This window comes from Vibrio sp. JZG120 (genome assembly GCF_053890955.1).
In genome coordinates this window covers 1-25822 of record NZ_JBSRRK010000010.1, presented here as the reverse complement: position 1 = coordinate 25822, position 25822 = coordinate 1, and the positions used below count along the sequence as shown (strand labels likewise).

Here is a 25822-nt window from a genome sequence, read left to right as displayed (position 1 = left end):
TATCAACCCAAAATGCCAACTGACTCGCACACAAACCGACTTATTCAAATTAATAAAAACGTCGATAAGACACAGATTACGCAGACAAAAAGAAGCGCAAGTGTATTGTGCTATTTAATTGATGAAAAACGAGTTAGCTCCCAGATATACAGAAAAATATTCTCTATATTTAAGAGAAGGACAATGCCGCTGGAGGTCTCTATGATCAAGGTTGAAGACATGATGACTCGTAATCCTCATACCTTACTGCGCACGCACACCTTGCGTGATGCAAAAAGCATGATGGATGCGCTTGATATTCGACATATTCCGGTTGTTGATGCCAATAACCACTTACAAGGCTTGGTGACTCAACGCGACATTCTTGCTGCTCAAGAATCGAGCTTGCACCCAGATGAGGCTGAACAATCTTTTACTCTAGATACACCGCTCTACGAAATGATGCACACCAACATCATGACGGCCGAACCCATCGCGGGGCTCAAAGAGAGCGCTATCTATATGCAAAAGCACAAAGTTGGCTGTTTACCTGTTGTCACCAAGGGTCGATTGGTAGGCATCATTACTGACAGTGACTTTGTGACCATTGCGATTAACTTATTGGAACTGCAAGAAGAAGTGGAACCCGAAGAAATCGAGCCAGAAGAATAATACGCAAACGCGTTATCTTGGGTGTAAATTTCGTTTCTTAAACGTATTAAACGAAAAAAGAGCGGCAGGGTTGCCGCTCAAAATGCCATTACTGACGCTGATTAAGGAAGTGTTTCTCTGCCAATTAGAATTGGTCTTCTTCGGTCGAACCTGTCAATGCGGTCACTGAAGAGTTACCACCTTGGATAGTATTGGTCATTCTATCGAAGTAACCTGTACCTACTTCTTGTTGGTGTGCAACAAATGTATAGCCTTTTTCTGCCGCCTGGAATTCAGGACGCTGAACTTTCTCAACATAATGACGCATACCTTCACCTTGAGCATAAGCGTGTGCCAGTTCGAACATGTTGAACCACATGTTGTGAATACCTGCTAGCGTGATGAACTGGTACTTGTAGCCCATGTTAGCCAGCTCTTGTTGGAACTTAGCAATGGTTTCTGCGTCTAGGTTCTTCTCCCAGTTGAATGAAGGCGAACAGTTGTATGCCAACAATTGGTCTGGGTACTCTGCATGAATCGCTTCTGCAAACTTGCGTGCTTCCTCTAGACATGGCGTTGCTGTCTCACACCAGATTAGATCCGCATATGGCGCGTAAGCTAGACCACGAGAGATAGCTTGGTCGATACCTGCACGCACACGGTAGAAACCTTCTTGAGTACGCTCACCTTCAATAAAGTCTTTATCGTATGGGTCGCAATCTGAAGTAATGAGATCTGCCGCATTCGCATCAGTACGAGCAATAACCAAGGTTGTTGTACCCGCTACATCAGCAGCTAAACGAGCAGCAACCAGTTTTTGTACCGCTTCTTGCGTTGGAACTAATACCTTGCCGCCCATGTGGCCACATTTCTTCACCGATGCTAGCTGGTCTTCAAAGTGAACGCCCGCTGCGCCTGCCTCGATCATCGATTTCATGAGCTCGTAAGCGTTAAGCACACCACCAAAGCCCGCTTCAGCATCCGCTACGATTGGTAGGAAGTAGTCAATACCGCCTTCATCTTCAGGCGATTTACCTGCTGACCATTGGATTTGGTCTGCACGACGGAACGAGTTATTGATGCGTTTTACTACTGACGGTACAGAATCGACTGGGTATAGAGACTGGTCAGGGTACATCGTTGAAGCGGTGTTGTTGTCTGCCGCTACCTGCCAACCAGATAGGTAAATCGCTTCAATACCAGCTTTAGCTTGTTGAACAGCTTGGCCGCCTGTCAGCGCGCCCAGACAGTTTACGTAACCTTTTTTCGCGCTACCGTTGACCAGTGACCAAAGTTTGTCTGCACCACGTTGTGCAATTGTGTTAGCTGGTACCATAGAGCCACGCAGTTCCACCACTTCCTCAGCAGTGTATGTACGCTTTACATTTTTCCAGCGCGGGTTAGTTGCCCAGTCTTTTTCCAGAGCTTCAATTTGTTGGCGGCGAGTTAAGTTAGTCATTGGTCTATCCCTCTTTATAATTTGCACTTTATGCGTGTGCGTTGAGTTTCCGTTCTCAGGCAGTACTTCCCTATCTGCCTTGAAAATCCTTCACGTTATTGGTGTTACAGTTATTCTTTATTAATCCAGGTAGTCATAACCAGGAACTGTTAAAAAGTTGGTCAGCTCATCGCTCGTAGTGAGCCTTGCCATCAAGTCTGCCGCTTCTTCAAATCGACCCGCTTGGTAGCGCTGCTCGCCAATTTCTTGTTTCACTACTTCAATCTCTTCTTTTAGATAGAGCTCGAACAGATCCTTAGTGACCTTCAATCCGTTATCTAGCGACTTGCCGTGTTGAATCCATTGCCAGATAGAAGCGCGAGAGATTTCAGCTGTCGCCGCATCTTCCATCAAGCCATAAATCGGTACACAACCATTACCAGAAATCCAAGCTTCTATGTATTGCAGCGCAACACGTATATTGTGGCGCATTCCGGCTTCTGTCCGCTCGCCTTCACAAGGCTCAAGTAGTTCAGCCGCTGTAATAGGTGCATCCTCTGAACGACTCACATCCAATTGATTGGTGCGCTCGCCCAGTACAGCACTAAAGACTTCCATCGCGGTGTCAGCCAAACCTGGATGAGCTACCCAAGTACCGTCGTGACCATTGTTTGCTTCTAGCGATTTATCAGTCTGGATCTTGTCTAATACTTTTTGATTCTCTTGCGGGTCTTTCGCTGGGATAAAGGCGGCCATTCCTCCCATCGCGAAAGCACCTCGTTTATGACAAGTACGCACCAATAATCGCGAGTAAGCGTTCAAGAATGGCTTATCCATCGTAACCACTTGGCGATCTGGCAGTACGCGTTCAGGGTGCTTCTTCAAGGTTTTGATGTAGCTAAAGATGTAATCCCAGCGACCACAGTTCAAACCAACGATGTGTTCTTTAAGTGAGAACAGAATCTCATCCATTTCGAATACGGCTGGTAAAGTTTCAATCAGCACAGTCGCTTTGATGGTGCCTGTATCAAGACCGAAATAGTCTTCCGTGAAATGGAACACTTCGCTCCACCACTTCGCTTCGTGATGCGATTGTAGTTTCGGAATGTAGAAATAAGGGCCGCTGCCTTTTTGAAGTAACGCTTTGTAGTTGTTATAGAAGTACAGAGCGAAATCGAATAGCGCACCTGGAATGATCTGACCGTGCCACGTAACGTGTTTTTCTTTTAAATGAAGGCCGCGAACACGGCAGATCAACACCGCTGGGTCATCTTCCAGCTGATAATGCTTGCCATTGCCAGGGTTGGTGTAACTGATGGTGCCATTCACGGCATCGCGTAAATTCACTTGCCCATCCAGCACTTTACTCCATGCTGGAGACATTGAATCTTCGAAGTCTGCCATGAACACTTTTACATTCGCATTCAGTGCGTTAATCACCATCTTGCGATCAGTTGGTCCGGTAATCTCCACACGGCGATCTTGCAGATCTTGTGGGATTCCTAAGATCTTCCAACTTCCTTCACGGATGTCTTGTGTCTCTGGTAAAAAGTCTGGCAGTTCACCTGCATCGATACGCGCTTGCTTCTCTTCTCGTGCTTCCATCAACTGCTCAACACGTTCGGCAAATTTTTCACACAGCAGAGATAAAAAGGTTTGGGCTTCAACAGGGAAAATTGCTTGATGTTCTGGAGCAACGACTCCATTCACCTCAAGCATGCCTTGGGTTTGCTTTAGTTGTTGTGTTTTTTGTTCTGTCTGAGCAAGCATAATCATTCATCCTTAACGTGCTTTATCCATCTTGGGCAGTCAGCGTAAAGCTACATTTGTAAGTTATGAACAACAAATTACATCCTTTAACTTTGTGTTCAACTCGTCTAGCCATGTCGATAGATTGCGTAATGTTATGTGTATTTTCAATCTAGACATAAGTCTTATCGGCCTTTAAATAAGCTATCTCAACAAAGGGTTTAACGAAACCCCCAAGATAAACAAAACAGAAAATTCGAAGTTTTATTCGGCAGGGTAAAAACCGCCTATCGAACACCTACTTTTGTAAGTTATTACGTAATTAAATTACATTAATTTTAAGGTCGATTTATCATTTCAAACGAGTGTATGAATATAGACTGGCAAACAAACACCTTGTATTCACAAGGGCTGGCAAGGTGAACTCAAACAAGGGTCAAACAAGACATACAAGGTTTTGTGTAAAATTAACATTGTGAAATTTCACTATTTTATGAAAGCTTCATCAAAGAAGAGCTGTAAAATTTTACAAGTCAAAGTTCACCAACAGAATAAAATACTAGAAAGCGCACTGTTTTCAGTGCGCTTTTAGATAAATAATGGAGATGTAGAGGCTAATACTAATAGCTAAAGCAGCTCGGAAACGACTTCTGCAAGCTGATTAAATGTTTTCGTTCTTGATGAACTCGGACGCCAAACTAAGCCAATTTCACGATAGGCTTGCTTTCCTGGGGGATCGATCACGACTAAATTCTGGTTATGCAGCAGGCCGTGGTCGATAGCCATTTGAGGAATGAACGTCGTTCCTAAACCATTCGCAACCATTTGCACCAAAGTATGAAGGCTGGTTGCTGTAAACGGATTAATTTTTTCTTTATCTGTTAATTTACACGCTGATACCGCGTGTTCCGTTAAGCAATGCTCTTTCTCTAATAAAAAGACGGATTCGTCAGGTAAATCTGCGTAACGAATCGGCACAGGCACCGATTGGGCTTGATTAGCACTAATAACCATTCGAAACGGATCCTTACCCACCACTCGACTTTCCATACCGTCAATTTCAACTGGCAACGCTAAAATGAGTACATCCAACTCACCGTGTCTAAGCGCTTGAAGTAAGTTTGTTGTCGTGTCTTCTCTTAATAAAAGATTCAGTTGTGGGAAACGGTAGTTAACCTCTTGCACCAAATCACACAGTAAAAACGGAGCAATTGTTGGTATGCATCCCACTTTTAGCTGGCCTTGCATATCGCCGCCTTGGCACATACGTCCAAGCTCGACCAAATCTTGCCCTTTTGCTAACAGCTCTCGCCCCTGCTTTACTACCATTTCTCCTGTTTGGGTAAAAACCAGTGGACTTTTCTTGTCTTTCTTTTCATATAATGGACAACCAATCAATTCCTCTAAGTTTTGAATACCTTTACTTAAAGTCGACTGACTGACAAAACAACGCTCTGCAGCGTCACTAAAATGTCTTGTTTCATGCAGTGTGACTAAGTAGTGCAACTGCTTCAAACTGGGCCATTTATTCATAATTGTATTTGTATCTACCGCCGTTCCAGTGATCGAGTTAAGAGTTTTGCTATTATCGTTTTTTTCGATTAACTCAATCTATTTATTTCGCTTTTTTCAATACTACAATCTGTACTATAGTTTGTCTCGTACAAACACGGACCAAACCGACACAACTGAATTCGGTTTGGAACTAACCATACTTTTTAGGAGCAAAAAAATGGTACTAGTAGGTCGTCAAGCCCCTGATTTTACTGCAGCAGCTGTTCTAGGTAACGGTGAAATCGTTGAAAACTTCAACTTTGCAGAGTTCACTAAAGGTAAGAAAGCAGTAGTATTCTTCTACCCACTAGATTTCACTTTCGTTTGCCCATCTGAGCTAATCGCATTCGACAACCGTCTAGCTGATTTCCAAGCTAAAGGTGTTGAAGTAATCGGTGTTTCTATCGATTCTCAGTTCTCTCACAACGCATGGCGTAACACTGCTATCGAAGATGGCGGTATCGGTCAAGTTAAGTACCCACTAGTTGCTGACGTTAAGCACGAAATCTGTAAAGCTTACGACGTTGAGCACCCAGAAGCAGGCGTTGCTTTCCGTGGTTCTTTCCTAATCGACGAAGAAGGCGTTGTACGTCACCAAGTAGTTAACGACCTACCTCTAGGCCGTAACATCGACGAAATGCTACGCATGGTTGACGCTCTTAACTTCCACCAGAAGCACGGCGAAGTATGTCCTGCACAATGGGAAGAAGGTAAAGCAGGTATGGACGCATCTCCAAAAGGTGTTGCAGCGTTCCTATCTGAGCACGCAGCTGACCTAGGCAAAAAATAATAGACCTTCACCCTAGCTCAACGGGTGTGATGGTTGGATGTATATAAAGCAAAAAGCTAATGCGGATAACCGCAAACGCCAATCAGTCTAAGTAAAGTCCTATCAAAGCCCAGAGCAAATGCTCTGGGCTTTCTTTTACCTTCAGATAAACCGCCAAAATGAGGTAACGCTGCAGCGTAAACTTTACCTCTATTTCTCATGCCCTCCATACAGATTCTGCTTACTGGCCCTGTTAATATCTTAGCCACAACACTTATTTGTAACGTTAGCAGGATGAATGAACGTGGTTACTCACCTAGAAGTCTGTATCGATAATATTGAATCTCTGCACTACGCCATTGCTGGCGGCGCCACTCGGATTGAACTTTGCTCCTCTTTGGCTTTAGGCGGGCTAACACCCAGTTATGGCTTTATGCAGCAAGCCGCTAGGATTTCGGCTATTCCTATTTATGCCATGATTCGCCCACGCCAAGGTGACTTCTTCTACTGTGAAGAAGAGATCGAAATGATGCGTTGGGATATTGAAGCTGCTCACCAATCGGGCTTGGATGGTGTGGTTTTAGGTGTACTCACTCAAGAGGGGGATATTCACATGCCTTACGCGGCTACGCTGTGTGAATTTGCTCAAGCGCTTGGCTTAGGTGTGACCTTCCATCGTGCCTTTGACCAGTGTCGTGACGCTGAAAAAGCTTTGGAAGAAGTGATCAGCTTAGGTTGTGAACGTATTTTAACCTCCGGTCTTGCGCCTTCAGCACCGCAAGGGATCGATGTGCTTAGAGCTTTGGTTAAGCAAGCCCAAGGACGCATTGCAATCATGGCGGGTGCTGGCGTTAATGCGAGTAACGTACGTGCATTAGTAGAAGACACTCAAGTTCCTGAAATCCATCTGTCAGGCAAAACGACTCGACCTAGTAAAATGAACTTTGTTGCTGAACAAAGCAAAATGGGCGCAACTGATGTCGATGATTTCTTAATCCCCATCACAAGTACACAAACCATTACCGATGTCGTAGCAGCTCTCAAATAGACGACCGTAACCTCACACGCATAGCTTTTGAGTGCTAACATATTGTTTATCAAGGAGTGAGGAAAGGTGTATGTCTAAATTGAAGAAAAAGGAATACGAAAAGGAGCTCAAAAACCTTCAAGTTGAGCTCGTAAAACTTCAAGAGTGGGTCAAACACAAAGGGTTAAAAGTGGTGGTTCTGTTTGAAGGCCGTGATGCTGCGGGCAAAGGCGGGGTGATTAAACGCATCACAGAAAAGCTAAACCCGCGTGTTTGTCGCGTGGTCGCTCTGCCTGCACCGACAGAAAAAGAAAAAACGCAATGGTACTTCCAACGTTACGTCGCTCATTTACCATCTGCTGGTGAAATCGTTTTATTTGACCGAAGTTGGTATAACCGAGCGGGTGTCGAAAAAGTCATGGGGTTCTGTACGCCTGATGAATACGAAGAGTTTTTACGCTCTTGTCCTGAATTCGAGAGAATGTTGCAACGCTCTGGGATTATTCTGATTAAGTATTGGTTTTCGGTTTCAGACGAAGAGCAGGAAAAACGTTTTCTAGGTCGAATTAATACGCCGATTAAACGTTGGAAATTCAGCCCAATGGATTTGGAGTCACGTCATCGCTGGGTCGAGTATTCTGAGGCAAAAGATAAAATGTTCGCTTACACAGATACGAAGAGCTGTCCTTGGTGGGTCGTGCCCTCTGACTCGAAAAAGAAAGCGCGCTTGAACTGTATCAGCCATTTACTTAGCCAGATTGATTACAAAGCGCTTGAGTACCCACCGATTGAATTACCTGATCTCAATAAAGAAGGTTATGTCAGAGCGCCCATTGATGATCAGACCTTCGTGCCCGATAAATATTGATGTACTTTCCCTCTCCCTAATAAATAGACTAGCCTAAAAGCTGGTCTATTTATTGAAATCAGTTACTTCAGTACGTCATCAATGCTTTGATCACCTAGATGGCGTACATCTTTCCCTTTCACGAAGTAAATAATGTATTCACAGATGTTCTGGCAACGGTCCCCCACGCGTTCAATGGCACGTGCAGACCACATCACTTGCAGAATGTTGGGAATATTTTTTGGGTCTTCCATCATGTAGGTCATCAACTGACGAATCACCGCTTCATACTCGGCGTCTAGTTTGTCATCTTGTTTGTGCACCTCTGCTGCCGCTTCTACATCCATGCGGGCGAACGCATCTAAAACCTGATGCAGCATATTAATAGCCTGACGGCAGAGAGGCTCTAACGACACTTGGAATTGTCGTTCTTTTGATGATGGGCTTTCAATGGCAACGTAAGCAATGCGTGTCGCCACGTCACCGATACGTTCTAAATCAGTGATCGTTTTGATGATAGCCATGATTAAGCGCAAGTCTTTTGCCGTTGGCTGACGCTTAGCAATAATGCGTGTGCAGGCGTCATCGATCGAGACTTCCATCGCATTCACTTTATGATCGTCACGCACAACCTTACGCGCCAGTTCGATGTCTTCCTTATGCAAGGCTTGAATAGCATACGAAAGCTGCTGTTCTACCAAGCCACCCATGGTTAATACATGAGTACGAATCGATTCTAGCTCTACGTTAAATTGTCCTGAAATATGACGTCCAAAGTGCATGATGTTCCTTATTCCGTATAGAGTCGCGACTTAACCGTATCGACCCGTAATGTAATCTTCGGTCTGTTTCTTCATTGGCGAGGTGAAGATCGAGTCCGCGTCAGAGTATTCAATTAACTTACCCATATGAATGAATGCGGTGTGATCACTCACTCGCGCCGCTTGCTGCATGTTATGGGTAACGATAACGACAGTATATTGAGTCTTCAGCTCATTGATAAGCTCTTCAATAGTTAAAGTTGAGATTGGATCCAACGCTGATGTTGGCTCATCCAATAACAGGACTTCCGGCTCAATCGCCACCGCGCGCGCAATGACCAAGCGCTGTTGCTGACCACCAGATAAGCCAAATGCGTTCTCATGCAAGCGGTCTTTTACCTCATCCCACAACGCCGCCGAGCGCAAGGAGCGCTCCACTGCGTCATCTAAACTGCGGCTGTTTTTTACACCTTGTAAGCGTAAGCCATAAACTACATTTTCATAAATAGACTTAGGAAATGGATTGGGTCTTTGAAACACCATCCCCACTCGGCGTCGAAGTGTCGCAACATCGACATTGGGATGATAAACATTCTTGCCATGTAGACGCACTTTACCTGTGACTCGACACCCTTCCACTAAGTCGTTCATGCGATTGATGCAACGTAATAACGTCGACTTTCCACACCCTGAAGGACCGATAAAAGCGGTGACTCGCCCTTTGGGAATTCGCATCGAAATATCATGCAACGCCTGAGTTTGACCATAAAACAGATTAAGGTTCTCGATTGAGATTGCTGTTTGTTCATCCGTTAAATTATGAACATCCAATGGTGGCTCATAACCTAATGTACTATCAAAATTAAACATACTTAATCTTGTCCTAACGTTCTGTATTTTTCTCGTAAATTATTGCGAATACTGATTGCTGTTAAGTTTAGCCCGACAATCACTGTCACGAGTAAGAAAGAGGTAGCATAAACTAATGGTCGCGCCGCTTCGATGTTGGAGGTTTGAAAGCCAACATCGTAAATGTGAAAACCTAAATGCATGAACTTTCTATCCAAATGCACATAAGGGAATTGTCCGTCAACCGGTAAACTGGATGCCAATTTCACGACCCCCACCAGCATCAGTGGCGCTACTTCGCCAGCTGCACGTGCAATCGCAAGGATCAAACCTGTGATAATAGCTGGCGTCGCCATAGGTAAAACCACACGCCATAGTGTTTCGGACTGAGTTGCACCAAGCGCCAGAGAACCATGTCGTACTGAGCTCGGAATACGAGTTAAACCTTCTTCTGTCGTCACAATCACAACTGGAAGCGTCAGCACGGCAAGAGTTAGTGCAGACCATAACAAACCCGGCGTACCAAAGGTTGGTGCCGGTAGCTTCTCCGCATAGAATACGTTGTCGATAGAGGCACCTATCGTATAAACGAAGAAGCCTAAACCAAACACGCCATAAACAATCGATGGAACACCCGCTAGGTTTATAACTGCAATACGAATAACCCTGGTTAGAGCGTTATTCTTAGCGTATTCATGCAGATAGATAGCGGCGATCACCCCAAGTGGCATCACAATGATCGACATGATGAGTACTAAGAAAACCGTACCAAATATCGCAGGGAACACGCCTCCTTCAGAGTTCGACTCTCTTGGATCTTCAGATAAAAACTTCCAAACCTGCTTCCCCCAGTGCATGACTTTATCAGGCAGTGACATTTGGTTTGGGTACCAGTAGTCCAAAATGTCTTCGAGCGGAATCGATACTTGTGAGCCCGTCATATCCTCGACAATCAGGGCATAGCCAGAAAGCTGTAATCGTAAGCCATCAAGCTGCAAATCTAACGTCGCAAGCGCTTTTTCTATCTGCTCTTTTTTCGTCTGATTTTCCTTTAAGAAGCTTTCTGTCAGCGTGTCATTCAATTCATGCTTGCGCTTTTCTAATCGCAACTGCTCTAGCTTCCAACCAAGCTCTTTAAGCTGATCGACCACCAAAGAATCAATCTCATGGCGCAGAGTTTCTGCATCATCCAGTTTTTTGTTCAAGATTGATTGAATATCGTTGGTGTATAAGTTGTCTCCATCCTGAAACGCCACCAGCTTACCAAAGAAATAACCACCGCTACTGCGCTCTATCACCGCCCACTCTTTTGGCGTCGTGGGGTCATCCAACTGCATTTGCAATACGGAGATAAAATCAGCAGGATACAACTCTCGGTTGGCGATTTTGATACTGAGTCGCGTAGCAAAGTCTTCATCGTCTTCTAATTGCTGCGCCGCGCTTTCAGGCAGATAACTCTTCGGTACAAAACTGCGTTCATACACTTGACCAATCAGAATAGTATTTTCATGTAGCACTTCGCCTTGCACAGGAGTCAGCGCTGCAACATTCCACTGATACAAGGGCGCTGGCCAAAAGTAAGTCAGGCCTTTCCAGCCGATAAGGAGTAACAACCCTAATACCGACAACAAACTGATGCTGACTGCACCGCCTGTTAGCCATATCCACGGTGCGCCAGAACGAATCCAATTTAACACGTCATTACTCGCTCTTTATTCAAACCATTATTACAACGCACGGTACTTGTCTCTCAGTCTCTGACGAACCCACTCCGCAAGCGCGTTTACTGCAAACGTAAACACAAACAAAATCAATGCAGCTAGGAACAGCAGGCGATAATGCGAACTTCCAACTTCCGACTCTGGCAACTCAACGGCGATGGTCGCCGACAGGCTGCGCAATCCTTCCAAAATATTCCAATCCATTAATGGCGTATTGCCCGTTGCCATTAACACAATCATGGTTTCACCAACAGCGCGTCCCAGGCCCATCATAATGGCAGAAAAAATACCTGGGCTTGCGGTAAGCAAGACAACATAGATTAAAGTTTGCCAAGGCGTGGCCCCTAATGCCAAAGAACCATCCGATAAATGTTTCGGTACAGAGAAAATGGCATCTTCGGCGATGGTAAAAATCGTCGGGATAACAGCAAACCCCATCGCTAACCCCACCACCAATGCATTGCGTTGATCGTAACCAATACCATGCTCGGTTAAGAATAAGCGCATATCGCCACCAAAGAACGTCTGCTCAATCGTAGGCGAAATCCACACGCCAAGCCCAATCAGTACCAATATGACAGGCATGAGCACTAAAGCATGCCAACCATTAGGCAGACGATTCCGCACAGGTTGCGGTATTAATGCCCATAGCCCGCCCATAATCATGGTGCTCAAGGGCAAAACAAACAGCATGACGACGATCGTAATCAGGTGATCTTCGACAATAGGCGCGAACCACAGCCCCGCTAGGAAACCAATGATCACCGTCGGCAGTGCTTCCATTAGCTCAATCGACGGTTTTACGACACGACGCATGCGTGGCGACATAAAGTAAGCCGTATAAATAGCACCTAGCACTGCGAGCGGCACTGAAAACAGCATCGCAAACATCGCCGCTTTTATCGTCCCAAACGCAATAGGTACTAGGCTGAACTTAGCCTCAAAGTTATCGCTCGCCGAAGTCGATTGCCACACAAATTCAGGCTCAGGATACCCTTCGTACCACACTTCTTGCCATAATGAGGACAATGAAATTTCCGGATAGGCATTGTCCACTTCCGCAACATTTAACGCATTATTTTGCCAAGTGATTAAGTAGCGTTCATTGTTAGACATTGCTGCGATTGCGGGCGCTTGATTGTACGCACGCTTAAACAACACCAGTTTTTCACTGGTTGTATAATGGCTTTGCAACGTGCCGTTGGTGTAAAAGCTATAAAATCCTTTGCGATGAGAATCCGGCAACAAATACTTAAGCTCTGATGCCAATTTAAAATCACGAATATGCGTTAACGTGCGTTTCTCTTCTTGCAGCGTATCAAACCATTGCGACACCCGACCATCGTTGTGCGTCACCAAAAGCGAGTAAGCACCAGCCAATAAATCTATCGTACGAACGGAATGCTTCTTATCACCTTGAGTAAGATCGACCACCTCTCGCACAGCAAATTTACGTGCGGTTTTCTTTAACACGATCAACTCAGAGCCATCGCGCAAATAAAGCGTTTCACCATCAGGTGTCAATAACATTTGCTGAGGTGCATCAAAGCCTGAAGAGAACGTAAAATCGATCGTTGTCGGAGGCGTACCCAAAGACGAAGCCACTTGCCAACGAGCCTTCACTTCACCGCTTTGTGTCTGCCAAACAATTGTTGGTAAGGGCGTTGAAGCTGCAAACACAAACTGAGTCACAGGATCTTGAGGCGTACTCAGCGTCAGATCCATGCTGGTGTCTAGCTCAATCACTTCCGGAGGACGTGTATTTTCTCTCAACGTGGCATTAAATTCAGGCTTAAAAAGGTGCGCTTTACCCTGCCCATCAACAACCCCATACCAACCTAGTCCAGGAGCAGATTGAGAGAAAGCGACGGGTTCCTGGACGATTTGCTGTTTATACACTGCAGGCTTCGTAGGATCGTCCATCGACAAATATTGAATCTCACCACTTTGGGTTAGAACGAACGCGAGCTGAGCGTAATCATCCACCGAAATCGCCAGTGGTGTTTCAATATGGGTGGCTCGAATGGCTTGGTTGGTTTTGATCTCCGCATCAGAAAAAAGCGGAATGATCACCATGGCGAGGTAGACAAAGATCAAAATAAGCGCCGCGAGAACGCCGACACCACCGGATGTCACTGCAAGTCGAACTAAACGATCTTTTATCAGTCGTTTCTTATCTTTTTCCTGCAATGAAAACTCGGCTTGTGCCATTTAAATCTCTACCTTTTTTGACTTAGTACTAGAATATGTCGTTAAGATGACAATTATATTACAGATCACATTAAACACCTGAAAAGAATACAACTCTTATGCAATGCGTGGTATGAAATAAATCTGTAATGAAAATCTCATAATGTTCTCACTCATCCATTTTTCCAAGATGAGTACGTATTACTTCACTTTTGGCTAGGTAAGGTTATGAGCGCAGAAAAACTATATATAGAAAAAGAACTTAGTTGGTTGTCTTTCAACGAACGAGTATTACAAGAAGCTGCCGATAAAACCGTCCCTTTGATCGAACGTATTCGCTTTCTTGGGATTTTTTCCAACAATTTAGATGAATTTTACAAAGTACGCTTTGCGGACGTGAAGCGCAGAATCCTAATCAGCCAAGAGCGCGGTGGCAGCGATAGCCCTAAACGACTGTTAACCAAAATGCAGTCGAAAGCACTCAAGCTTAACGAACAATTTGATGAGCTTTACAGCGAATTGATTCGAGAAATGGCGCGACGTCGCATTTTCTTGGTCAACGAGCAACAACTGGATGAATCGCAGCAAAAGTGGATCGCGAAATACTTCCGTAGAGAGGTCATGCCGCATATCACCCCTCTGCTAATGAAAGATGAGATCGATGTTCTGCAATTTCTCAAAGACGAGTACGCTTACATCGCCGTAGAGCTACGTAAAGAAGAACATTACCAATACGCTTTGATCGAAATTCCGACCGATCACCTTCCCCGCTTTGTGATGGTACCAGAACAGAAAGGAAAGCGTCGAAAAACCATCATCTTACTTGATAATATTATCCGCCACTGTTTGGATGAGCTGTTCAAAGGCTTTTTTGATTATGATGAGCTTAGCGGCTATGCGATGAAAATGACGCGTGACGCCGAATACGATTTACGCAACGAAATCGAATACAGCTTGCTCGAACAAATGTCTGAAGGTGTCAATCAGCGACTGACAGCAAAGCCCGTTCGCTTCGTCTACGAACGTGATATGCCGCCCCAAATGCTAGAGTTTCTTTGTAACAAGCTCAATATCTCTAATTACGATAACCTTATCCCCGGCGGCCGCTATCACAATTTTAAAGACTTCATTGCGTTTCCAAATGTTGGGCGAGAGTACCTTGAAAATAAACCGCTTCCACCAATGAAATGCGCCGATTTCGAAGGTTACGCTAACAGCTTTGATGCGATTAAAGCGAAAGATATTCTACTCTATTACCCCTACCACACTTTTGACCACATTAGTGAGTTGGTACGCCAGGCCTCCTTCGATCCAAAAGTACTTAGTATCAAGATTAACATTTATCGCGTCGCGAAAGATTCTCGCTTGATGAACTCATTAATTGATGCGGTGCACAACGGAAAAAATGTCACAGTGGTCGTGGAGCTGCAGGCTCGCTTTGATGAAGAAGCCAATATCGAATGGTCAAAAGTGTTGACCGAAGCTGGTGTACACGTCATCTTCGGAGCGCCTGGCCTTAAGATTCACTCAAAGCTATTGATGATCAGTCGCCGTGAAGGTGAAGAAATTATTCGCTACGCGCACATCGGCACAGGCAACTTCCATGAGAAGACGGCACGAATTTATACCGACTTCTCTCTCCTTACCGCAGATCAAGAAATCACTAACGAAGTTCGTAATGTCTTCGGTTATATTGAGAATCCATACCGCCCAGTGAAGTTCAACCACCTCATGGTATCTCCACGTAATTCTCGAACCCAAATCTACCGCTTAATTGATAATGAAATTGCGAATGCCAAGCTAGGAAAGAAAGCCGCTCTTACGATCAAGGTCAATAACCTAGTCGATAAGGGCATCGTCAATAAGCTATATGGAGCAAGTACGGCGGGAGTGAAAATAAATATGATCATTCGCGGCATGTGCTCATTAGTACCGGGCATTGAGGGGATCAGCGACAATATTCGCATCATCAGTATTGTTGACCGCTTTTTGGAACACCCACGCGTGGTGATTACCCATAACGATGGCGATCCGCAAGTCTATATCTCTTCTGCTGACTGGATGACAAGAAATATCGATCACCGCATTGAGGTGGCGGCGCCAGTCCGTGATCCACGTTTGAAACAGAGAATTATTGATATAACGAATATCCATTTTACCGATACAGTAAAGGCTCGTTTTATAGATAAGGAAATGAGCAACACTTACGTACCACGAGGTAATCGCAAAAAAGTTCGTTCTCAAATCGCTATCTATGACTATCTTAAAAATATAGAAAAGCAAACTAGAAAACAAAATTCAGATGCCTCAAATACTTGAACAAGATACTCGCTACATTGCCGCGATAGACCTCGGCTCAAACAGTTTCCACATGGTGGTGGCCAAGGTTGTAGGCAGTGACTTACAACTGGTTAGCCGTCATAAACAGCGTGTTCGCTTAGCATCAGGACTCGACAGTGAATTGAACTTAAGTCATTCCGCGATGGAACGTGCGTTAGAGTGCTTAGCCATGTTCGCAGAGAGACTGCAAGGGCTTGATGAGTCGAATGTGCGTATCGCCGCGACACACACACTAAGACGCGCTAAAAATGCTCATCTATTCATTGAGCGTGCGAAAGAAGTGATGCCCTTCCCAATAGAAATCATCCCAGGGGAAGAAGAAGCCCGCTTGATTTACTTAGGTGTCGCTCACACTCAAGTAGAGTCAAACTCCAAGTTGGTCGTTGATATTGGCGGCGGCAGTACCGAAATGATCATTGGACAAGAGTTTGAACCTGAGCTTCTCAACAGTAAACAGATGGGATGCGTCAGCTTTACAGAGCAATATTTTAAAAACGGCAAACTGTCTGGGAAAAACTTCAATAAAGCGATGTTAGCCGCCGAGCAAAAACTCGAGTCCATCGCTTCAGCATACCGTAAAAAAGGCTGGGATATCGCTCTCGGCTCATCAGGAACCATCAAAGCGATTCAAGAAGTGCTAGTAGGATTAGGTTTTGAAGATGGCCTGATCACCGCGAAGAGACTGGACACGCTTATTGAAACTCTGTGTAATTTTGATTCAATTGAAGAGATTGAACTGACAGGTTTAACAGAAGAACGTAAGCCCGTATTCGCGGCAGGCGTGGCAATTTTGTCCGCAATTTTCAAAGCACTTCGCATTGAGCAGATGTTTTTCTCCGATGGTGCTCTGCGCGAAGGTCTGTTGTACGAAATGGAAGAGCGTTTTGCGCGCTCCGATATACGTATGCGCACAACTGAAAATTTAGCCAACAAACACCGGGTTGACTTAGAGCATGCTGCTCGTGTTAAAGGCCATGCACGTGAGATGTTATGTCAGGTGCGCTCTGAACTAGGCATTAAGAAAAAGAGTGAGTTATTTGACTTACTAGAATGGGCAGCATTGCTTCATGAAGTCGGATTAAGTATCAACTTACGTAGCTTCCATCGCCACTCTTTCTATATTCTGTTGCATTCCACTCTACAAGGTTTCAACCGTGAACAGCAATTAGTGCTCGCAACATTAGCTCGCTTCCAGCGTAAAGCGCTCAAACTGCAAGAACTGCCAGATTTCAACCTCTACAAACAAAGTGATGTGATAAGCCTCATCAAAATATTAAGACTTTCTATCGTATTAAATGGACAGCGTAACGAAGATCCATTGCCTGACATCACTTTATCCATCAAAAATGATGAATGGACTCTCGCGAGCACAGATGAAGCATGGCTAGAAAGCAACAAATTGCTTCATGCTGATTTACAGGAAGAACAAGAACGATGGAGCAGCGCGAAGTGGACACTCACTTTCTAATCTCGCACTGTTCACGCCTAAATAAAAAGTCGGCTTATAGGCCGACTTTTTTTAATTCTTCTTCTGCAAAATCTGCTGTAATGGGTACATAGCCATCTTTCTCAACCAACGCTTGCCCCTGAGCGGAGAAAATAAAGCGAATAAACTCGGCTTCTATTGGTGTTAATGGGTAATCCGGGTGCTTATTCACATAAACATATAAGTAACGTGATAGTGGGTACTTACCACTAACAATATGTTCTCGCGTTGGCGTCACGTAGTCATTTCCCATTTTTGCCACAGGAACTAAGCGTACACCTGCCACTCGATAACCGACACCAGAATAACCAATTCCACTGATGGTTGACGCTACAGCTTGCACAACTGACGCGGAGCCTGGCTGCTCGTTTACTCGGGTCTTGAAATCGCCGCCACACAAGGCATTGCTTTTGAAGTAACCATAAGTTCCAGAAACGGAGTTACGACCAAACAACTGTACGTTTCGCTTTGCCCACTGTGATTCAAGACCGAGTTGCTGCCAGTTTGTGACAAATTGACTTTCACCACAGCGCAGAGTTGCAGAAAACAAAGCATCTAACTGACTAAAGTTGAGCCCTTGAATTGGATTGTCTTGATGGACAAAAATACCGATAGCATCGATGGCCACCCTAAGCGCCGTTGGCTTGTAACCATGTTCACGTTCAAACGCTTCAACCTCTCTTAAACGCATAGGACGGCTCATGGGACCAAACTGAGCAGTTTGTTCGGTCAATGCAGGGGGAGCAGTAGAAGAGCCAGACGCTTGGACTTGCGCATTAATATTCGGGTAAATGGATTTAAACTCTTCAACCCAAAGTGTCGTCATGCCCGCAAGCGTATCGGAGCCGACAGAGAGCAAGTTCCCAACAATCCCAGTCGTTTTATGATAATTCGGCAATGGTTTATCTTGAGCGGCAGCCATACAGGAACAAACAAGCGCGAATAAACTGAATGTTTTTGCCAATCGTAACGCCATTATTTCACCACCAAACGCTCAGGCAATACGAAAGAAAACTTACTGCCCACACCTACTTCACTGTGAATTTCTAAATGAGAGTCATGGTGGCTCAGCGCGTGTTTTACAATGGCCAACCCTAACCCACTCCCTCCGGTATCGCGTGATCTTGCTTTATCGACGCGATAAAAACGCTCAGTAAGTCGATGGAGGTGCTGAGGTTCTATACCATCACCACTATCCTCCACCTCTAAGCATGCGCCTTGAGATGTCTGGAACCAACGAACATTAATGTTTGCACCAGGTGGTGTGTATTTGACAGCATTATAAACAAGGTTGGAGATAGCACTGCGTAACTGGTCATCATCGCCCAGTACGCGTAGGCTAGCATCAACATCAAATTTCAATTTATGTTGGTTGTCTCCACTAAGGCTAACCGCCTCTTTTTCTAACACTTCAAGCATCGCAGGTACATTCACGACTTCTTCAAGCTCATGCATAGGTGCCGCTTCAATTTTAGATAGCGTCAGTAATTGGTTCACCAAACTGTTCATGCGGTTGAGCTGCTCCGTCATGACGCCATGCGCTTTGCTCCACATTGGGCCCACAACCATGTCAGGGTCTTCTGTCATCTCTAAATAACCTTGTAGCACCGTCATTGGTGTACGCAGTTCATGAGAAACGTTAGCAAAGAAATTACGGCGCATTCCCTCAAGTTGTTTTAACTGGCTAACATCACGCACCACCATCAAATGTTCACCTTCGGTATACGGTACGATACGTAGTTCTAGCATGCGTTCGACATTGAGTGGTGAACGCATTTCCAATGGCTCAGAGAAGTCTTTCTTGTTGAGGTACTTGATAAAGTCAGGCGTACGGATGAGGTTGGAGATAGGTTGACCAGAGTCTTCCGGCCAATGGAAACCCAATAAGTGTTGAGCCAGTTTGTTACACCAAACGATATTGCCTTCAGCACGGAACACCACGACGGCATCGGGTAACGATTCCGCACCATTTCTGAATCGGCGAATGAGATTAGTAAGCTCTTTGCGTTTACGACGTTGGCGCTGCTGTAAGCGATACAAGCCATTGAACAAAGATTCCCAGTTACCGCTACCAGACGGTGGCGTGAGGCGCTTTTCATCCCATAACCAAGAAGATAAACGTACTTGGTTATGCAAATGCCACACAAGCTGCAATGCCGTAGCTGCCAAAAGCAACCACGGCATATAACCGAATATCCAACCTACTATCACCCATGGGGTGTAAAAAAAAGCCAGCTCCCAGGCCAGCTTTTTCCACGTTAATCTTTCAACCACTCATAACTCCAGAAATGGTACCGATAAGCTGCGTGTTAATTTATGCTTTTGTCGAGAAGCGGTATCCAGCACCACGAACAGTTTGGATCAGCTTATCATGACCTGCGGCTTCCAATGCTTTACGCAGGCGGCGAATATGAACATCGACCGTACGATCTTCAACATACACGTTAGTACCCCAAACATTATTTAATAGCTGCTCACGGCTATACACACGCTCTTGATGCGTCATGAAAAAATGTAGCATTTTAAACTCTGTTGGGCCCATATCTAATGGTGCATCATTAGCCGTGACACGGTGTGATACAGGATCAAGCTTCAATCCCTGCACATCAATTACGTCTTCCAGTGCGGTCGGGGTTACACGACGAATCACCGCTTTTAAACGGGCAACCAACTCTTTAGGAGAAAATGGCTTAGTAATGTAGTCATCCGCACCGACTTCTAAACCGCGCACTTTATCTTCTTCTTCACCACGAGCGGTAAGCATCACAACTGGAATGTTGCGCGTTAATTCCTCTCGCTTCATATGCTTGATGAAGTTAATGCCGCTGCCTCCTGGTAACATCCAATCCAGTAAAACTAAATCAGGGAAGGGTTCAGCCAGTTTGGTTACTGCAGTATCGTAATCTTCCGCTTCTACCGCTTGGTAACCTTTCTGCTCAAGTACGAAGCACAGCATTTCGCGAATAGGAGCTTCGTCTTCAACAACCAGAATCCTTCTAGACATAATTGAGTAACCTTATGTTCGTTGAGCTAATGAATTTAAGAGACAAAGCGCCTCTCTATGCATAAGCATTATCACTACCAATTATGACACTTTTGTGACCTTTGAAAACAAATTTTCATATAACTTTCTTTTGAGGTTCATTCGGATATTTTTCATTTCTATTAAGACATCAGCACAAAAATTCCCTATGATTAGTCCCTTGTCATCAAGCCTAGAGAAGATTTATGTGGTTTAAAAACTGTCTGGTATACCGCGTTAACCGCGAGGTTACTTTCAACGCCGAACAACTAGAAACTCAACTGTCTGAATTCCGATTCACCCCATGTGGCAGTCAAGATAAACAGAAATTTGGCTGGGTCAGTGCAATGGGTAGACATGGCGACATGATGACTCACGTGTCAGAAAACCGCATTCTGATTTGCGCCAAGAAAGAAGAGAAAATGCTACCTGCCTCAGTGATCAAAGAGTCATTGAATGCAAAAGTAGAAGCAATGGAAGCGCAAGAAGGTCGTCCTCTGAAGAAGAAAGAGAAAGACAACCTGAAAGATGACATCGTAATGGATTTACTGCCTCGCGCATTTAGCCGCAGCAGCCACACTCACGTGCTCATCATGCCAAAAGAAGGGTTCATCCTTGTTGACGCAAGCAGCTACAAAAAAGCGGAAGACGTATTAGCACTACTTCGTAAAACCATGGGTAGTTTACCTGTTGTTCCTGCCATTCCAGAAGTAGCGATTGAAACAACGCTAACCGAGTGGGTGAAAACGGGCGACACACCTCAAGGTATCACCATGATGGACGAAGCTGAGCTAAAATCCGTGCTTGAAGAAGGTGGCGTGATTCGTTGTAAGAAGCAAGAGCTGACCACAGATGAAATCCGCAACCACATCGCAGCAGATAAAGTCGTAACGAAGCTTGCACTTAATTGGCAAGATCGTATTGAATTCATCATGACAGAAGATGCGGGTATTAAGCGTCTAAAATTCTCTGATGAATTGAAAGATCAAAATGACGATATTCCACGTGAAGATCAAGCAGCTCGATTTGATGCAGACTTCTCTCTGATGTGTGGGGAGTTCAGTGCTTTCCTACCCAACCTATACGATGCGCTAGGCGGCTTACCAAATCCCAACGCTTAATATTGTATAAAGGTTAACCATAACGCCCTCACTTTTTTTGAGGGCGTTTTTCTATCTGAAGCACAATTACCCTAGTCACAGTTCACATTTTGACGTAAAATTTGCGCCCCATTTCCATTAGGTGGAATTGGCCTGACTTGTGATCAGATAAAAGAGAATTGAGCAATGACAACTGAGAAAGCATTCGTACCTGAGCTACTGTCTCCTGCGGGAAGCCTGAAAAACATGCGTTACGCATTCGCCTACGGCGCAGATGCAGTTTACGCTGGCCAGCCTCGCTACAGCCTCCGCGTACGTAACAATGAGTTTAACCACGAAAACCTAAAAATCGGTATCGATGAAGCACATGCTCTAGGCAAAAAGCTTTATGTGGTATGTAACATTCAACCACACAACTCGAAGCTAAAAACCTTCATCCGTGATCTTAAACCAATCGTAGAAATGGGTCCTGACGCATTGATCATGTCAGATCCAGGCCTAATCATGATGGTTCGTGAAGCTTTCCCAGAAATGCCAATTCACCTTTCTGTACAAGCAAACGCTGTAAACTGGGCGACTGTTAAGTTCTGGGCAGCGAATGGCGTGGAACGAGTGATCGTTTCTCGCGAGCTATCTCTAGAAGAAATCGAAGAAATTCGTGAGCATTGTCCTGAAACTGAACTTGAAGTATTCGTTCACGGTGCATTATGCATGGCTTATTCTGGTCGTTGCCTACTTTCTGGTTACATAAACAAACGTGATCCTAACCAAGGCACTTGCACCAACGCGTGCCGTTGGGAATACAAAGTGGAAGAAGGCAAAGAAAACGACGCTGGTGATATTGTAGAGAAGTTTGACCCATCTGAAGCACAGCCTGTCGAAGTACAAGACGAACGCCCTGAAACCACAATTGGTCGTGGTAAACCAACGGATGAAGTCGTTCTACTTTCTGAAGCGCACCGTCCAGAAGAAAAAATGGCAGCGTACGAAGATGAACATGGTACTTACATCATGAACTCTAAAGACCTACGTGCGGTACAGCATGTTGAGCGCTTAACTAAGATGGGTGTGCACTCGCTGAAAATCGAAGGTCGTACTAAATCATTCTATTACTGTGCTCGTACTGCACAGGTTTACCGCAAAGCAATTGATGACGCTGTAGCAGGCCGACCATTTGATGAAAGCCTAATGGGTACACTAGAGAGCCTAGCTCACCGTGGCTATACCGAAGGCTTCCTACGTCGTCATACTCACGATACCTACCAAAATTACGATTACGGCTACTCAGTCTCTGATGCTCAACAGTTTGTCGGTGAGTTCACTGGTAAACGTCGTGGTGATATGGCTGAAGTAGAAGTGAAAAACAAATTCCTTGTCGGTGATAGTCTTGAGCTAATGACGCCAAAAGGTAATGTTGTTTTCACGCTAGAAGCGATGGAAAACCGTAAGTCAGAGTCTATTGAGGATGCCAAAGGGAATGGTCACTTCGTCTTCATTCCAGTACCAGCAGATCTAGATTTAGAATACGGTCTATTGATGCGTAACTTGAACTCAGGGCAGGACACCCGTAACCCGACTGGTAAGTAATCATGGCCTTGCTCATTACTGACAAATGCATCAACTGCGACATGTGCGATCCCGAATGCCCCAATGGGGCAATCAGCATGGGAGAAAGCATTTTCGAGATTGACCCAGCTCTATGTACAGAGTGTAAGGGACATTACGAAAAGCCGACCTGTCAGTCAGTGTGTCCGATTACAAAATGCATCATCACAGACCCGGATCATGTAGAAACAGAAGAGCAGTTACTGGAGAAGTTCGTGATTATTCAAGGGTTGGCATAAGAACAAGTAGGTTCAACTTTGGAGACAAAGTTGAACCTTTTTTTAACCCGACTTTTCAATAGGATAGATATTACAAAACAACTCTTTTTCAAAATGAGACTCTAACCTATCTCGCCAATTTTCTGCTTGGGAAACCGGCACAAGATAAAAGTTTTCTCGGCTCGTGTCCGTAACGAAAGCCATTCCATATTGCATCAGCTCGTAATGCACATCATTAACAAATCCGGGATCAAGACGCTGACGTCCTGTCAGGTGATTTACATCAACCCGAGTCAATAAGACCCCTTTCGTTTCACTGCTAAATCTGTGTCTTAACCACTCTGCAAATTCTTTTGCACAAATCATAGTCATGGTTTTATCCTTGATTTACTCTTCTAGCAGGAGAAGTATCCATTCCTGCATCACACACTTGTCTGCCTTGTTATTGCTTCGCTAGCCAACTGACAGACATATTGCTAAGAAACCAAAGTATCGTGACGAAAGATCTTTCTAAACAGAGAAGTTACGACTTATCTATACTACAACTCTTTGTTTAATTTAGATTTCTATATTATGTCACCAAAACTAATTAGGTTAGTTTTTGTATTGGTATTATTCACTGTAGACAAAAGTATGATGTTTCTCCAGTTTCATAAAAGAGATACGTAAGGGAATATAAACCTGTAGAGTCACTCTAGTTAGTAGAGATAAGTGATTGGCATTGCGGTGGAATCGCTTTTTTTCGCTTGGGCTTAGTAATAACTTTCGCAGACGGAGGCTTATCGATAGGCTTAACTTTCGGTCCCCAACTAGCAAGCTCTACCCCGCAACCATCACCAGCGGGAGGCAGAGCTTGTTCAACACAGTAGCCACTCGACTCAGGACAAGATAACCTGACGTGGAAGTGGTAATGATGCCCCCACCAAGGGCGAACTTTACGTAACCAAGAACGTTCTTTGCCTTCTTCTTGCGAGCAAAGCTGCTCCTTAATAACAGGATGTACAAAAATTCGTGCTACATCCTCACTCTGTGCAGCATATCGAATCAGCCTAAAGTGCCTATCTTCCCAACGATGGTTAAGTATGGAATACCCTTTTAAGTCCACCACACTCATTGGCTTAGGGAGTTGTAATTCGTTATAAGAAAGCGGTTGGTCAGCGAGTCTTAACCAGATATCAATATCTAACCCAGTTTGGTGACTAGAATGGCCAGAAGAAAACCTTCCTCCTCGTGGTAAAGACAGATCACCTATAAGCAGCGTTGTGTTGAGATTTTGATGAGCTTGAAGCGCTAGGTTTTCAATAAACTCTATCGTTTTAGGGTGCCCATAGTAGCGTTTCGTTTTACTACGTAAAACTTGATAACCAACGCCATCAAGAGGCAAAGGTAATGCGCCATCCAAACAACCGTTGGCATAACTACCAATAGAGGAAGAAGAGTTTCGGGTAGGGTTAGCAACAGACTCCCAAGGAGTAGAGTATACAGAAGCTGAGAAACATAAACCCAAAGATACAATGAAACTCAGCTTCATAGCTTTTAGCCTTTAGTAGTGTTCGCCATTATCGTAATAAGCTTTAGGAGATAAAGCTGAAAAGATAACAGCAACATCAATATCTGCACCAGCAATACCACGAACTTGCTGTGTAATAAGCTTAGCAACTTTATCTTGTACTTCCTGACCACGGTCAAACCAAAGCACTTCGACAAAAGGATATGCAGCACTCACCTCACCCTCATTGAAAAACGTAGTGTAGATATACTCAAAAGTAAAATCCTCACGCGGACAGTCCATCAGAGGCTGAAGTTCATCCGTCAGAGGCTTTGATAGTGCCTGAACAGCTTGCGGCTCTACAGCACGGAATCGAAAATGTGGCATAAACTTACTTCCTAATTATTAGCATTAACTCATGATAATAACAGGAACCAAGTCAGTAATCATCCAAGCCAATGTAACCACTAACCTTTTCTATACACGTCATATAGATCAAGTAGTAAATCAACTAGCTCACTAACGAAGAGTAATGGGAGTATGAAGAGAAGTAAGAAAGGGTAAAACGATACACCGAAGCTTAGTGACGCAATCTATTGCAATGGAAAATAGAATGGCTTAAGTCACCGATGTAATATGTTCTTAAGATCAATGTGCATCAGATGTCGACAACTATTCGCTAGAAACGAAAAAGGCTCTGACCTAAGTCAGAGCCTTGATATATGGCAGGGGTGGAGAGATTCGAACTCCCAACACGCGGATTTGGAATCCGCTGCTCTGCCAATTGGAGCTACACCCCTGCAGTTCGTGTTTAATGAGACGACTCTCAAATAAGTGGCGGAGTGGACGGGACTCGAACCCGCGACCCCCGGCGTGACAGGCCGGTATTCTAACCAACTGAACTACCACTCCGCAGTGGTATCACTCGCTTGTAATCAGCAAGTGTCCATAATTTAAAGCCTGGCGATGTCCTACTCTCACATGGGGAAGCCCCACACTACCATCGGCGCTATTTCGTTTCACTTCT

Annotated in this window: 22 protein-coding genes and 2 tRNA genes; 9 read left to right on the top strand and 15 right to left on the bottom strand. The window is 44.7% G+C overall.

What is annotated here, in order from left to right; translation table 11 throughout:
- Positions 1-201 precede the first annotated feature (201 nt).
- Entirely contained in the window at positions 202-651 is a 450-nt protein-coding gene (locus tag ACWPOD_RS18160; RefSeq protein WP_005391583.1) for a CBS domain-containing protein, read from the top strand.
- A gap of 124 nt (positions 652-775) precedes the next feature.
- Here ACWPOD_RS18160 and aceA read toward each other — a convergent pair whose 3' ends face one another.
- From aceA to ACWPOD_RS18145, 3 genes are all read right to left on the bottom strand, one after another.
- Positions 776-2089: an isocitrate lyase gene (gene aceA, locus ACWPOD_RS18155; protein WP_053808703.1), complete on the bottom strand. Its 1314-nt coding sequence runs from the start codon at positions 2087-2089 to the stop codon at positions 776-778.
- 120 nt (positions 2090-2209) lie between these two features.
- A complete protein-coding gene (gene aceB, locus ACWPOD_RS18150; RefSeq protein WP_185090745.1) occupies positions 2210-3838 on the bottom strand; it encodes a malate synthase A in 1629 nt (542 codons plus the stop codon).
- A 606-nt stretch (positions 3839-4444) separates the two neighbouring features.
- A complete protein-coding gene (locus tag ACWPOD_RS18145; protein WP_456232111.1) occupies positions 4445-5350 on the bottom strand; it encodes a hydrogen peroxide-inducible genes activator in 906 nt (301 codons plus the stop codon).
- A 199-nt stretch (positions 5351-5549) separates the two neighbouring features.
- Here ACWPOD_RS18145 and ACWPOD_RS18140 point away from each other — a divergent pair, with 199 nt between their 5' ends.
- From ACWPOD_RS18140 to ppk2, 3 genes are all read left to right on the top strand, one after another.
- Positions 5550-6161 carry a peroxiredoxin C gene (locus tag ACWPOD_RS18140; protein WP_005381738.1) on the top strand — a complete coding sequence of 204 codons (612 nt, stop codon included), beginning with the start codon at positions 5550-5552 and terminating at the stop codon, positions 6159-6161.
- Positions 6162-6444: 283 nt separating this feature from the next.
- The gene (locus tag ACWPOD_RS18135; protein WP_456232130.1) at positions 6445-7188 is read left to right on the top strand and encodes a copper homeostasis protein CutC; all 744 of its coding nucleotides are present in this window, start codon (positions 6445-6447) and stop codon (positions 7186-7188) included.
- 70 nt (positions 7189-7258) lie between these two features.
- Positions 7259-8035, top strand: coding sequence for a polyphosphate kinase 2 (gene ppk2, locus ACWPOD_RS18130; RefSeq protein ID WP_085343051.1), 777 nt, complete (start codon positions 7259-7261; stop codon positions 8033-8035).
- A gap of 62 nt (positions 8036-8097) precedes the next feature.
- Here ppk2 and phoU read toward each other — a convergent pair whose 3' ends face one another.
- From phoU to ACWPOD_RS18110, 4 genes are read right to left on the bottom strand one after another with little or no spacing between them, the layout of a single operon-like run.
- Positions 8098-8796, bottom strand: a complete 699-nt coding sequence (phoU, locus tag ACWPOD_RS18125) for a phosphate signaling complex protein PhoU (RefSeq protein ID WP_005381744.1) — start codon at positions 8794-8796, stop codon at positions 8098-8100.
- 30 nt (positions 8797-8826) lie between these two features.
- A complete protein-coding gene (gene pstB / locus ACWPOD_RS18120) occupies positions 8827-9645 on the bottom strand; it encodes a phosphate ABC transporter ATP-binding protein PstB (protein ID WP_005381745.1) in 819 nt (272 codons plus the stop codon).
- A gap of 2 nt (positions 9646-9647) precedes the next feature.
- Positions 9648-11321, bottom strand: coding sequence for a phosphate ABC transporter permease PstA (gene pstA, locus ACWPOD_RS18115; RefSeq protein ID WP_456232110.1), 1674 nt, complete (start codon positions 11319-11321; stop codon positions 9648-9650).
- A 30-nt stretch (positions 11322-11351) separates the two neighbouring features.
- Positions 11352-13556 carry an ABC transporter permease subunit gene (locus ACWPOD_RS18110; protein ID WP_456232109.1) on the bottom strand — a complete coding sequence of 735 codons (2205 nt, stop codon included), beginning with the start codon at positions 13554-13556 and terminating at the stop codon, positions 11352-11354.
- Positions 13557-13763: 207 nt separating this feature from the next.
- Here ACWPOD_RS18110 and ppk1 point away from each other — a divergent pair, with 207 nt between their 5' ends.
- Entirely contained in the window at positions 13764-15854 is a 2091-nt protein-coding gene (gene ppk1 / locus ACWPOD_RS18105) for a polyphosphate kinase 1 (protein ID WP_176320221.1), read from the top strand.
- Positions 15838-17343 (top strand): exopolyphosphatase, encoded by a 1506-nt coding sequence (gene ppx, locus ACWPOD_RS18100; protein ID WP_395196425.1) that lies wholly within the window; start codon positions 15838-15840, stop codon positions 17341-17343. The genes ppk1 and ppx overlap by 17 nt, the downstream gene beginning before the upstream one ends.
- A gap of 34 nt (positions 17344-17377) precedes the next feature.
- On the opposite strand, the gene ACWPOD_RS18095 is transcribed toward ppx, so the two are convergent.
- The 3 genes from ACWPOD_RS18095 to phoB are packed head-to-tail and all read right to left on the bottom strand — an operon-like array spanning position 17378 to position 20365.
- Complete coding sequence (locus ACWPOD_RS18095) at positions 17378-18337, bottom strand: PstS family phosphate ABC transporter substrate-binding protein (protein ID WP_047010201.1); 960 nt, start codon at positions 18335-18337, stop codon at positions 17378-17380.
- Positions 18337-19635, bottom strand: a complete 1299-nt coding sequence (phoR, locus tag ACWPOD_RS18090; protein ID WP_005383667.1) for a phosphate regulon sensor histidine kinase PhoR — start codon at positions 19633-19635, stop codon at positions 18337-18339. Before phoR ends, ACWPOD_RS18095 begins: the two co-directional genes overlap by 1 nt.
- A 40-nt stretch (positions 19636-19675) precedes the next feature.
- Complete coding sequence (gene phoB, locus ACWPOD_RS18085) at positions 19676-20365, bottom strand: phosphate regulon transcriptional regulator PhoB (RefSeq protein WP_005381752.1); 690 nt, start codon at positions 20363-20365, stop codon at positions 19676-19678.
- Between the two features lie 224 nt (positions 20366-20589).
- Here phoB and rdgC point away from each other — a divergent pair, with 224 nt between their 5' ends.
- The 3 genes from rdgC to ACWPOD_RS18070 all read left to right on the top strand — a co-directional run bounded on the left by rdgC (position 20590) and on the right by ACWPOD_RS18070 (position 23327).
- A complete protein-coding gene (gene rdgC / locus ACWPOD_RS18080) occupies positions 20590-21504 on the top strand; it encodes a recombination-associated protein RdgC (protein ID WP_005391604.1) in 915 nt (304 codons plus the stop codon).
- A 165-nt stretch (positions 21505-21669) separates the two neighbouring features.
- Positions 21670-23070 (top strand): prephenate-dependent tRNA uridine(34) hydroxylase TrhP, encoded by a 1401-nt coding sequence (gene trhP, locus ACWPOD_RS18075; protein WP_006741904.1) that lies wholly within the window; start codon positions 21670-21672, stop codon positions 23068-23070.
- A gap of 2 nt (positions 23071-23072) precedes the next feature.
- Entirely contained in the window at positions 23073-23327 is a 255-nt protein-coding gene (locus ACWPOD_RS18070; RefSeq protein ID WP_031780214.1) for a YfhL family 4Fe-4S dicluster ferredoxin, read from the top strand.
- 42 nt (positions 23328-23369) lie between these two features.
- Here the strand turns inward: ACWPOD_RS18070 and ACWPOD_RS18065 are convergent, their stop codons facing one another.
- The 5 genes from ACWPOD_RS18065 to ACWPOD_RS18045 form a co-directional block, all read right to left on the bottom strand.
- The gene (locus tag ACWPOD_RS18065) at positions 23370-23678 is read right to left on the bottom strand and encodes a hypothetical protein (RefSeq protein ID WP_005391608.1); all 309 of its coding nucleotides are present in this window, start codon (positions 23676-23678) and stop codon (positions 23370-23372) included.
- A 322-nt stretch (positions 23679-24000) separates the two neighbouring features.
- Entirely contained in the window at positions 24001-24837 is an 837-nt protein-coding gene (gene mepA, locus ACWPOD_RS18060; RefSeq protein WP_006741905.1) for a penicillin-insensitive murein endopeptidase, read from the bottom strand.
- Positions 24838-24849: 12 nt separating this feature from the next.
- Positions 24850-25182: a DUF1904 domain-containing protein gene (locus ACWPOD_RS18055; protein ID WP_005391613.1), complete on the bottom strand. Its 333-nt coding sequence runs from the start codon at positions 25180-25182 to the stop codon at positions 24850-24852.
- Between the two features lie 336 nt (positions 25183-25518).
- Positions 25519-25595, bottom strand: a tRNA-Trp gene (locus tag ACWPOD_RS18050).
- A 35-nt stretch (positions 25596-25630) separates the two neighbouring features.
- Positions 25631-25707: transfer RNA gene (locus tag ACWPOD_RS18045), tRNA-Asp, on the bottom strand.
- Positions 25708-25822: the final 115 nt, after the last annotated feature.